The organism is Microbacterium sp. PAMC21962 (assembly GCF_019443465.1).
In the GTDB taxonomy this organism is placed as follows: domain Bacteria; phylum Actinomycetota; class Actinomycetes; order Actinomycetales; family Microbacteriaceae; genus Microbacterium; species Microbacterium hominis.
Genome location: NZ_CP080381.1, coordinates 1,707,507 through 1,719,314 on the forward strand (window position 1 = coordinate 1,707,507; position 11,808 = coordinate 1,719,314).

Consider the following 11,808-nt stretch of genomic DNA (forward strand, 5'->3'; position numbering starts at 1 on the left):
CGCTTCGGCCCCACCGTCACCTCCACCTCCTCACGCCCCGACTGCAAGGTCGTAGCCGCGACGCGCCGCCACCCCGCGCCGGGCCGCGGCGTGGCGCCCGGCATCCCTTGCAGTTCGGCCCCGGCGCCGAGACACCCGGAACCCGCACCCGCCCCACCCGCGGATGCCGCGACCGGCTCAGACCGAGAAGTACTTCGCCTCGGGGTGGTGGAACACGAACGCGTCGGTCGACTGCTCGGGATGCAGCTGCAGCTCCTCGCTCAGCTCGACGCCCATGCGCTCCGGACGCAGCAGCTCGACGACCTTGCGGCGGTCCTCCATGTCGGGGCAGGCCGGGTAGCCGAGCGAGAACCGCGCGCCGCGGTAGTCGAGCTTGAACAGTCCCGCGGTGTCGGCGGGGTCTTCCCCGGCGAAGCCGAGCTCGGCGCGGATGCGCGCGTGCCAGAACTCGGCGAGCGCCTCGGTGAGCTGCATGACCAGCCCGTTCAGCTCGTAGTAGTCGCGGTAGCGGTCCTCGGCGAACATCTTCGCGGTGACGGCGTCGATGGCCGCCCCCGCCGTGACCAGCTGCACGGGCAGCACATCGACCTGCCCCGACGCGCGGGAGCGCACGAAGTCGGCGAGGTTCAGGTGGCGGTCGCGCCGCTGCCGCGGGAAGTGGAAGCGCAGCCGGTCGCTGCCGAGGGCGCCGCCCGAGCCGCCGTCCGGCGCCAGCAGTCCGGCCGGCCCGAGCAGACCGGTCGGGTCGTCGCCGTGGTGCAGCACGACGAGGTCATCGCCCTCGGAGACGACCGGGAAGTACCCGTAGGCCACCGACGCGTCGAGCATGCGCTCGGCGAGGATGCGGTCGAGCCAGTACCGCAGCCGCGGACGACCCTCCGTGTCGACCAGCTGCTCGTACGACAGCCCGTCCTCCCCGCGCCCGGGCTTGAGCCCCCACTGCCCCATGAACGTCGCGCGTTCGTCGAGGAAGGCCGCGTAGTCGGCGAGCGCGATGCCGCGGACGATGCGCGTGCCCCAGAACGGCGGCGCGGGCACGGGGTTGTCGGATGCCACGTCCGACCGGGCCGGCATGGCCTCCGGCTCGGTGAGGGTCAGGCGCGACCCCGCGGCGTGGATGCGCTTCTTCAGCGGCGGCAGGCCGACGGCATCCGGAGCCTCACCGCGCGCGATCCGCACGAGCGGCTCCATGAGCGCGAGCCCCTCGAACGCGTCCTTGGCGTAGCGGACCTCGCCGTCGAAGAGCTCCGCGAGATCCTGTTCGACGTACGCGCGCGTCAGCGCCGCACCGCCGAGGATCACCGGCCACCGCGTGCCGAGCCCTCGCGCCGAGAGCTCCTGCAGGTTCTCCTTCATCACCACCGTCGACTTGACGAGCAGGCCGCTCATGCCGATGACGTCGGCGCCGTGCTCCTCGGCGGCGGCGATGATGTCGGCGATCGGCTGCTTGATGCCGAGGTTGATCACCGTGTAGCCGTTGTTGGTGAGGATGATGTCGACGAGGTTCTTGCCGATGTCGTGCACGTCGCCGCGCACCGTCGCGAGCACGATCGTTCCCTTGCCGGCCTCGTCGGTCTTCTCCATGTGCGGTTCGAGCAGGGCGACCGCGGTCTTCATGACCTCGGCGGACTGCAGCACGAACGGCAGCTGCATCTGTCCCGACCCGAACCGCTCGCCGACGACCTTCATGCCCTCCAGCAGGTGGTCGTTGATGATCTGCAGCGGGCTGAGCGGCGCGGCATCCGCATCGCCGGCGCGCGCCAGGTCGAGGTCGGCCTCGAGACCCTTCAGCTCGCCGTCGATGATCCGACGCTCCAGCCGCTCGCCCACAGGAAGCGCGGCCAGCTCGGCGGCGCGCTGGTCGCGCAGCGCCGCCGTGTCGACGCCGGCGAACAGGTCGAGCATCGTCGCCAGCGGGTCGTAGGTGAGGGTGCCGTCGGCATCCCATTCGCGCCGGTCCCAGACGAGGTCGAGCGCGACCTTCCGCTGCTCCTCGGGGAGGGACGCCAGGGGCACGATCTTCGCGGCGTCGATGATGCCGCTCGTCAGCCCCGCCTGCGTCGCCTCGTGCAGGAACACGGAGTTGAGCACCGATCGGGCGGCGGGGTTGAGCCCGAACGAGACGTTGGAGACGCCGAGCGTCGTGTTGATGCCCGGGTATTTCGCGACCAGCCCGCGGATCGCCTCGATGGTCTCGATCGCGTCGCGGCGGGTCTCCTCCTGGCCCGTCGCGATCGGGAAGGTGAGGCAGTCGACGATGATGTCCTCGACCCACATGCCCCACGCCCCGACGAGCTCGTCGACGAGCCGCGACGCGATGCGCAGCTTGTCCTCGGCGGTGCGCGCCTGCCCCTGCTCGTCGATCGTGAGGGCGATGACGGCGGTGCCGTGCTCCTTGACGAGCGGCATGATGCGCCCGAAGCGGGATGCCGCGCCGTCGCCGTCCTCGTAGTTGACGGAGTTCACGACGGGACGGCCGCCGATCAGCTCCAGCCCCGCCTGGATGACGGCGGGCTCGGTCGAGTCGATGACGAGGGGCAGAGTGGATGCCGAGGCGAACCGCGACACCACCTCGCGGATGTCGTCGACGCCGTCGCGGCCGACGTAGTCGACGCACACGTCGAGCAGGTGCGCGCCGACGCGGATCTGCCCGCGGGCGATCTCGACGCAGTCGTCCCACCGGCCCTCCAGCATCGCCTCGCGGAACGCCTTCGACCCGTTCGCGTTGGTGCGCTCCCCGATCGCGAGGTAGCTGGCATCCTGCCGGAACGGCACGTGCTGATACAGCGAGGCGACGCCCGGCTCGCGGTCGACCGCGAGGGGCGCCGCGCCGACAAGCGTGGTGCGCGAGCGCGAGGCCAGCGCGGTGTACTCCGTCGCCGCGTCCCCCGGCAGGCCGTCGACGATCCGACGGGAGGTCACCGGGAGGGACCCCACCCGCTCCACCACCGCGGCGAGGTGCTCGGGCGTCGTGCCGCAGCATCCGCCGATGAGGCCCAGGCCGAACTCGCGGACGAACTGCTCGTGCGCCGTGGCGAGCTCCGCGGGCGTCAGCGGGTAGTGCGCACCATCGGCGGTCAGCACCGGCAGCCCCGCGTTGGGCATGCACGCGATCGTCACCGAGGAGTGCTTCGACAGGTGGCGCAGGTGCTCGCTCATCTCGGCCGGACCGGTGGCGCAGTTCAGGCCGATGGCGTCGACGCCCAGCGGCTCCAGCGCCGTGAGCGCCGCCCCGATCTCCGAGCCCATCAGCATGGTGCCGGTCGTCTCGACGGTGACCTCGACGAAGATCGGCAGCCGGATGCCGCGGGCCACGATGGCCTGCTTGCAGCCGTTGATCGCGGCCTTGGTCTGCAGCAGGTCCTGGCTCGTCTCGACCAGGAACGCATCCGCTCCCCCGTCGATGAGCCCCTCGGCCTGGAGGGCGAACGTCTCCTTCAGATGCGCATAGGTGGTGTGGCCGAGGCTCGGCAGCTTCGTGCCGGGCCCCATCGAGCCGAGCACCCAGCGCATCCGTCTGTCGACCGCTTCCGCCGCCTCCGCACGCTCGCGGGCGATCCGCGCCCCGGCGGCCGCGAGCTCCGTGATGCGGTCGTCGATGCCGTAATCCGACAGGTTCGACCAGTTCGCCCCGAACGTGTTCGTCTCGACGGCGTCCACGCCGACCGCGAAGTAGGCGTCGTGGATGTCGGCGACCACGTCGGGTCGCGTCACGTTCAGGATCTCGTTGCAGCCCTCGAGGCCGGCGAAGTCGGTGTCGATCCGCAGGTCGTGACGCTGCAGCATCGTGCCCATCGCCCCGTCGGCGATGACGACCCGCTCGGCGAGGGCGTCCAGCAGCGCCTGCGCCCGGGCGGGGCGCGGCACACCGTCGATGTCGAGCGCGAAGCGGGCGGCGGCGAGGGAGGCGGTCACCGCCCGATTCTACGGGCGTCGCCGCCGCAGACGGCGGGCCGCGACGCAGGGTCCCCGCGGCGGCGGCCTCCCGAGGCAGGATGGAGCCATGACCGTCCCCGCACTCGGCGAGCTGCTCGCCACGGCGCACGTGGTGTCGCTGCCCCTCGTCACCCGCTTCCGCGGCGTCGACCACCGCGAGGCGGTGCTGATGGAGGGCCCCGAGGGCTGGACCGAGTTCTCCCCGTTTCTCGAGTACGACGACGCGGAGGCCGCCGTCTGGCTCGCCGCGGCGATCGACTTCGGATGGCGCCGCCAGCCCGATCCGCGGCGCGACACCGTCCGCGTCAACGCCACCGTCCCCGCCGTCCGGGCCGACGAGGTGGCCGGGGTGCTGGCCCGCTTCGACGGGTGCCGCACCGCGAAGGTGAAGGTCGCCGAGCGCGGCCAGACGCTCGCCGACGACGTCGCGCGGGTGCGTGCCGTGCGCGCCGCGATGGGCCCGGAGGGGCGGGTGCGCCTCGACGCCAACGGCGGGTGGAACGTCGACGAGGCCGAGCACGCCGTGCACGCGCTGGCCGAGTTCGACCTCGAATACCTGGAACAGCCCTGCACCGAGGTGGAGGAGCTCGCCCAGCTGCGCGCGCGCATCGCCGACTGGGACATCCCGATCGCCGCCGACGAGTCGGTGCGCAAGGCGTCCGACCCGCTCGCCGTCGCGCGCGCCGGAGCGGCTGATCTGCTCGTCGTGAAGGCGCAGCCTCTCGGCGGGGTCGCCGCGGCGCTGGCGATCGTCGCGGAGGCGGGCCTTCCGGCGGTCGTCTCGAGCGCTCTCGACACGAGCATCGGCCTGTCGATGGGCACGACCCTCGCCGCGGCCCTGCCCGATCTGCCCTACGACTGCGGCCTCGGCACGGCCTCGCTGCTCGCGGCGGATGTCACGGCGCGGCCGCTGCGTCCCTCCGGCGGAATGCTGCCCGTGGGGCGGGTCGTCCCGGATGCCGCCGCGCTCGCCCGGCATGCGGCGACGCCCGATCGGCGCGCGTGGTGGCTCGACCGCCTGGAGCGGTGCGCCGCGCTGCTGTGACCGCGGCGGATCGCGCCCGGGGTCGACCCCGCGGCGGTCAGCGGTCGGCGTAGCGGAAGGCCCGCTCCCCACCGGCGGCGACCAGCGCCGGGATCAGGGCGTCGAGACGTCCGCGCAGCGCAGCGGTGACCCCGTCGTCCTCGATGCCCTGCAACATCGCCGTCGTGCAGGTCTCGTTCGCGACGTCGAGGAGGATGCGCGCCGCCTCCGCCACCGACAGACGCAGGGTCAGCCCGTAGGTCGCGATGATGTGCTCGAGGAATCCTTCGATGCGGTCGAGCATGCGCCGCTGCAGGGTGAGGAAGGCCTCGGCGAGTCGCGGGTCGCGAAGCGCCTGCACGCGGATCTCCGTCATGAGCTGCGGATCCATGCCCTCGCCGAACGGCGCTCCCAGCTGGCCCACGAGCTCGGAGACGTCGACGGGACCGTCGGGCGAGAGGCGGTGGACCCGGCTGGCGACCGCGTCGAGCTTCGCGTCGGACAGGCGGGTCACGAGCGCGAGGAAGAGCTCGTCCTTCGACTCGAAGTTCGAGTAGAACGCCCCGCGGGTGAATCCCGCGCGCTCGCAGATCGCCTCGACCGACGCGGCATCCATGCCCACCTCGGCGAACACGTCGTGCGCCGCGTCGAGAAGGCGCGCCCGGGTCTGCTCGCGGCGCTGGCTGGGCGGGCGACTGCCGTCGGCGCGTTCGGCGATGTCCGTCACGGTGCCCTCCCTTCGTCGGCGGGATGCGGCGCTCGGCGCCGGTCCTCAGTTTCACATCGAGTGCTCAGGATTGCGAGAACCCCGGCTCTTAGGATACATCTGTGTATCGGATACAGCGGTGTATCGAATCCCTGTCCGCCCCCACCCCGATCGTCTGAACCGGAGCACCTGTGTCCACTCTGCTTTACTCGCTGGGCCGCTGGTCCTACCGCCACTCGTGGCGGGTCCTCGTGTCGTGGCTCCTGCTGCTGGGCGTGGTGGGCGGCGCGGTCGGCGTCGGCGTCGCGACCGGCGCCGTAAAGGGCTTCGACAACTCCTTCTCGATCCCCGGCACCGAGGGTCAGGAGGGCCTCGAGCTGCTCAACCGCACGTTCCCCCAGGCGAGCGGGACGAGCGCGCAGTACATCGTCGTCGCCGCTGCGGGCGACCGCGTCGACGAGAAGCCGTACTCCGACGAGATCGCCTCGGCCGTCTCCGAGCTCGGCTCTCTCGACGGTGTGCTCGCCGTCACCGACCCGTTCAGCGAGAACGTCGACGGCATGGTCAGCGGCGACGGTCAGGCCGCCCTCATCCGCCTGCAGTTCCAGGGCACCGCGACCGACGTGCCGGCCGCGACGAAGACCACGCTCGAAGACCTGTCCACCTCGCTCGACGCCGCCCTGCCGGCCGGATCGACCGTGGTGGTCGGCGGCGACCTGTTCTCCACCTCGCTGCCCGCCCTGTCGATCATCGAGGCCATCGGCGTGCTCATCGCCCTGTTCGTGCTGATCGTCACCTTCCGCTCGCTCGCCGTCGCCTGGTTCCCGCTGGTGAGCGCCCTCATCGGCGTCGGCCTGTCGGTCGTGCTGATCTTCGCCTCCACGGCGTTCGCGACCGTGTCCTCGACGACGCCGATGCTCGCCATCATGCTGGGGCTCGCGGTCGGCATCGACTACGCGCTGTTCATCGTGGCGCGACATCAGGATCAGGTGCGCGCCGGTGTCGACCCCGAGGAGTCCGCGGCCCGTGCGACGGGGACGGCCGGCTCGGCGGTCATGTTCGCGGGCATCACGGTGCTCATCGCGCTGGTCGGCCTCGGCTTCGCCGGCATCCCCTTCCTCACGACGATGGGCCTGGCCGCCGCGGGCGCCGTGGCGGTGGCCGTCGTCGTCGCGATCACCCTCACCCCGGCGCTGCTGGGCTTCGCGAAGGGCCGCGTCGTGGGCTGGAGCCGCGTCCTGGGTCGCGGCATCCGCGTCGGTCGCCGTCGCCGCCCGGCGCGCGCGCAGGCGGATGCCGCCGGTGCGGCGCCCGCCACGAAGACGAACCCGTGGGTCGCCCTCGTGACGCGCCATCCCGTCGTCAGCACGCTCGCGGTGATCCTGACGCTCGGCGTCATCGCGATCCCGGCCTCCAGCCTGCAGCTCGCGCTGCCCAACGCCGGCATGCAGCCGACATCCAGCGAGGCCCGCCAGGCGTACGACCTGACGGCGGAGCACTTCGGCCCCGGCGCGAACGGGCCGCTGATCCTCACCGGCACCATCGTCACCTCGACCGACCCGCTCACGCTCATGGCCGATCTCAAGGCGGATGTCGAGAAGATCCCCGGCGTCGAGCGCGTGGCCCTCTCGACCCCCAATGAGACGGCGGACACGGGGCTGGTGCAGATCGTCCCGACCACCGCCCCCGACGCGCCGCAGACCGCCGAGCTCGTCCGCGAGCTGCGCGCCCACCACGACGAGTGGCTCCAGAAGTACGGCATCGACCTGAAGGTGACCGGTTTCACGGCGATCGCGATCGACATCTCCGATCGCCTCGGCGCCGCACTGCTGCCGTTCGGCCTGTTCGTCGTGGGCCTGTCGTTCGTGCTCCTGATGATCGTGTTCCGCTCGATCTGGGTGCCGCTGAAGGCGACGCTGGGCTACCTGCTGTCGATCCTCGCGGCCTTCGGCGCCGTCGCGGCGGTGTTCGAGTGGGGCTGGCTCGCCGACGCCCTGCACGTGACGCGCACCGGTCCGGTGATCAGCTTCATGCCGATCATCCTCATGGGTGTGCTGTTCGGCCTCGCGATGGACTACGAGGTCTTCCTCGTCTCGCGCATGCGCGAGGACTTCGTCCACGCGCGCCGCGACCGCGGCGGGCGCGCCGACCGGGCGATGGCGGTCGACGCCGTGCGCAGCGGCTTCACGGCCTCGGCGCGCGTCGTCACCGCGGCGGCCGTCATCATGTTCGCGGTCTTCGCGGCGTTCATCCCCGAGGGCGACACCTCGATCAAACCGATCGCGTTGGGACTGGCCGTCGGCATCGCCGTCGACGCCTTCCTCGTGCGGATGACGCTCGGCCCGGCCATCATGACGCTCCTCGGCGACAAGGCCTGGTGGATGCCGCGATGGCTCGACCGTGTGCTCCCGCACTTCGACATCGAGGGCGAGGCCGTCGAGCGCGAGCTCGCGCTCACCGCATGGCCGGAGCCCGGCTACGACGGCGCGCTGGCCGCCGACGACCTGACCGTCCGCGTCGACGGCGGGGCCGGTGTCGGCGAGGTCATGCTCTTCCGCGCGTCGACGATCCGTCTCGAGCAGGGCGGCACCCTGCTGGCGACGGCGGCCGACCCGCGCGCCGGACGCGCCTTCGTCCTCGCCGTCGCCGGCCGCGTCGATCCGAGCGAGGGGCGCCTGCGCGTCGCCGGGCACCTCCTGCCCGGCCGCGGGGCGTGGGTGCGCGCCCACGTGGGCGTCGCCCTCCTCGACGGCGCCGCCGCTCCGCTCACGGAGCTGCGGCGAGCGCTCGCGGGCGGGACGACCATCGTCGCCATCGACGGCCTGGACACGCTCACGGGCGCCGACCGCGATCAGGCCGCCGCCCTGCTGCGCGACGCCCAGGAGCGCGCCGCCGCGCGCATCTCCCGCGGCGGCGCACACGCCCGCCCGCTCACCCTCATCGCGTCGGCACGTCGCGAGGGCCCCGCCCTCGACGTGCTCGCCGACGCTCATCGCCGGAGCGTCACCGCCCTGGCCCTCACCACCGGTACCGCCGACTCTCCCACGCAGGTGATCTCCGCATGACTCTCCCCCTCGAACGCGCTCGTTCCCGCCGCCCCGTGACCTGGCTCACGGTGCTCGGCGTCCTCCTGCTGCCCGTGCTGATCGGCGGCATCCTCCTCACGGCGCTCTACAACCCGACCGAGCGCCTCGGCAACGTCCGCGCGGCGATCGTGAACAACGACGAGCCCGTCACGATCAACGGCCAGACCGCACCGCTCGGGCGGCAGCTGACCGCCGGCCTCGTGGAAGGGTCGTCGGACGTGCCGAGCAACCTCGACTGGGTGATCTCGAACACCGACGACGCCGCCTCCGGTCTCGCCGACGGCACCTACGACGCCGTGATCACGATCCCGCAGAACTTCTCGGCGGCCGCGACCTCGACCGCGCCCGGCAAGACGCCGGAGAAGGCGACCATCCAGGTGCAGACCGCCCCCGACGGCCGCGTCGTCGACGGCGCCATCACGGCGACGATCACCCAGACCGCGGCATCCGTGTTCGGCAGCGCCGTCTCGCAGCAGTACCTCACCAACGTGCTCATGGGCTTCACGACGCTTCACGACCAGCTCGGTGAGGCCGCCGACGGCGCCGACCAGCTCGCCAGCGGCGCCCAGCAGGCGGCGACGGGCGCCGCGCAGCTCCCGGACGGGGCTACGGCACTCGCCTCCGGAGCGGGCCAGCTCGGCTCGGGCGCGAGCGACCTGTCGAGCGGGCTGGCGACGCTCGCGACCGGTGCGCGCGACTCGTCCGCGGGAGCGGGACAGCTCGCCGGCGGGCTGAACCAGCTGTCGGCGCAGGTCACCTCGACGCAGCCGAACACGCTCGGCGGCACGGTGTCGACGACGGCGCAGTACGCGTCGGCGGCGGCGGCCTCGACGCAGAGCCTGGCGACGCAGTACCAGAAGCTGCTCGTGTCCAATGCCTGCGACCCGACGTCGCCGGTCCAGACACCGACCTGCGCGGCGCTTCTCACATTGGCGGCGGATGTCCAAAGCTCCGCCACGAACGCCGGGTACGCCGCGGGATACGCGAACGGCCTGAAGGACCAGGCGCTGCCCGAGACGGCCGCGGGAATCGCCCAGCTGACCAGTGGAGCCCAGGGGCTGCAGTCCGGTCTCGGCCAGCTCGCCGACGGCATCGACCATGCGGCCACCGGCGCGACCGGGCTGTCGACGGGTGCCTCCCAGCTGGCGGACGGGGCCACGCAGCTCGCCGACGGCGCGACCCAGCTCAGCACCGGCGTGACCCAGCTCGCCTCGGGCTCCAGCTCGCTGGCGCAGGGCCTGGACTCGGCCGTCTCGCAGATCCCGACGTACTCGCAGCAGCAGGCCGACGCCACCGCCGAGGTGGTGGCGAACCCCGTGAGCGCCGACGGCATCGGCACGAACCTCTTCGGCGCGTCGGCGATCCCGCTGCTGGCGATGCTCGCGCTCTGGTTCGGCGGTCTGGGCTCGTTCATCGCGCTCCAGGCGGTGCCGCGCCACGCGCTCAGCTCGCGCCGTCCGTCGGTGCTGCTGGCGTTGCGCAGCCTCGCTCCGGCCGCCGCCATCGGCGCGGCACAGGGCCTGCTGGTCGCCGGTGTCGCCCAGATCGCGGCGAACTACGACGCGGGCACCTGGTTCGCCTTCGCGGGCCTCGCCGTCGTCGCCGGCATCTCGTTCGCCGCCGTCAACCAGGCGCTGGTCGCGGTGTTCGGAGGCGCGGGCCGGTGGATCTCGACGCTCGTGGGCGTGCTCGCGGTGGCGACCGGGATCGTGTCGACGATCCCGGGCATCCTCGCCTCGATCGCCGGCGTCATGCCCACCTCGCCCGCCTACACCGCGCTGCTCGCGGCGACCACGTCGGCCGGTGGAGCGGCCGCCGGGCTGACGGCCATGATCGCGTGGGCGGTGCTGGCGTTCATCGCGAGCACCATCGCCGTGACGCGGCGCCGCACGGCGAGCGCCCGCGCGCTGCTCGCGGCATCCCCCGCCCTGGCCTGACCGCCGCGGACGGCGCGGTCGGCAGCGGGATGCCGCCGACCGCGGGTCAGTTCAGGCCGCTGTAGACGTGCAGGCCCTTGAAGAACATGTTGACGATCGTGAAGTTGAACATGACCGCCGCGAAGCCGATGATCGACAGCCAGGCCGAGCGCGTGCCGCGCCACCCGCGGGTCGCGCGCGCGTGGATGTAGCCCGCGTAGAGCACCCAGATGACGAACGTCCAGACTTCCTTCGTGTCGAAGCCCCAGTAGCGGCCCCACGCGTCGTTGGCCCAGATGGAGCCGGCGATGAGGGTGAAGGTCCAGAAGATGAAGCCGATGATCGTGAAGCGGTACGCAAGCGATTCCAGCACGTCGGCCGACGGCAGCGTCCGCAGGAAGCGCGGACCGCGGCGGCGCGTCGTGCTCTCCTCTCCCGCGGCGGCGATGGCGGCGATGGCGAGGCGCTCGCGGCGGGCCTGCATGAGCTGCAGCACCGAGAGGGCGAACGCGAGGGCGAACAGGGCCGTCGACAGCGACGCGACGAAGACGTGGATGACGAGCCACACGCTCTTCAGCGGATCGGACAGCGGCACGACCGCGGTGTAGAACCAGAGGACCGTGCCGCCCAGCAGCACGACGACGAGGCCGGTGATGAAGGTGCCGAGGAAGCGCAGGTCGTACTTGAACAGCACGACCAGGTAGACGGCCATGATCAGCATCGTCCCGGTGAGCGCGAACTCGTACATGTTCGACCAGGGCACCCGGCTGGCGGCGATGCCCCGCAGCACGTCGCCGGCGACGTGGAACAGGAAGCCGAGCACCGTCAGCGACGTGCCGATGCGCGCCCACAGGTAGCGCGTGCGGCGGGCGAGCGGCGCCTCCAGCTCCGCCTTGGCCGCCTGCTGCTGCGCCCGCATCTCGTCGAGCGGGCTCGCGAGCGACGTGGCTGCCGTGGCCGACACCGCCGCGGCGGCACCGACGAGCACCCGCTCCCGGGCGGCATCCTTCTGCTGGATGGCGAGGTCGGACCGGCGCCCGAGGTCGATCGCGTAGGCGATGAACGCGAGCGCGTAGATCGCGACCGCGGTCCACACCAGGAGCCGGGAGATTTCGTCGAGGGAGAGGCCGTCGGGCATGA

6 protein-coding genes are annotated in these 11,808 nt (G+C 72.3%); 3 read left to right on the forward strand and 3 right to left on the reverse strand.

The features are described from left to right. Nucleotides 1-177: 177 nt before the first annotated feature. Entirely contained in the window at nt 178-3,915 is a 3,738-nt protein-coding gene (locus KY498_RS08255; RefSeq protein ID WP_191007956.1) for a homocysteine S-methyltransferase family protein, read from the reverse strand. A gap of 88 nt (nt 3,916-4,003) precedes the next feature. Here KY498_RS08255 and KY498_RS08260 point away from each other — a divergent pair, with 88 nt between their 5' ends. Continuing rightward, a complete protein-coding gene (locus KY498_RS08260) occupies nt 4,004-4,981 on the forward strand; it encodes an o-succinylbenzoate synthase (RefSeq protein WP_191007955.1) in 978 nt (325 codons plus the stop codon). Between the two features lie 37 nt (nt 4,982-5,018). On the opposite strand, the gene KY498_RS08265 is transcribed toward KY498_RS08260, so the two are convergent. Beyond that, nucleotides 5,019-5,687 carry a TetR/AcrR family transcriptional regulator gene (locus tag KY498_RS08265; protein WP_060958878.1) on the reverse strand — a complete coding sequence of 223 codons (669 nt, stop codon included), beginning with the start codon at nt 5,685-5,687 and terminating at the stop codon, nt 5,019-5,021. A gap of 170 nt (nt 5,688-5,857) precedes the next feature. Between KY498_RS08265 and KY498_RS08270 the strand changes: the two genes are divergently transcribed. After that, nucleotides 5,858-8,731, forward strand: coding sequence for an MMPL family transporter (locus KY498_RS08270; protein ID WP_191007954.1), 2,874 nt, complete (start codon nt 5,858-5,860; stop codon nt 8,729-8,731). Then, a complete protein-coding gene (locus tag KY498_RS08275) occupies nt 8,728-10,689 on the forward strand; it encodes a YhgE/Pip family protein (RefSeq protein WP_191007953.1) in 1,962 nt (653 codons plus the stop codon). The genes KY498_RS08270 and KY498_RS08275 overlap by 4 nt, the downstream gene beginning before the upstream one ends. Before the next feature lie 46 nt (nt 10,690-10,735). Here the strand turns inward: KY498_RS08275 and ccsB are convergent, their stop codons facing one another. Then, entirely contained in the window at nt 10,736-11,806 is a 1,071-nt protein-coding gene (gene ccsB / locus KY498_RS08280) for a c-type cytochrome biogenesis protein CcsB (RefSeq protein ID WP_060961076.1), read from the reverse strand. Nucleotides 11,807-11,808 lie beyond the last annotated feature (2 nt).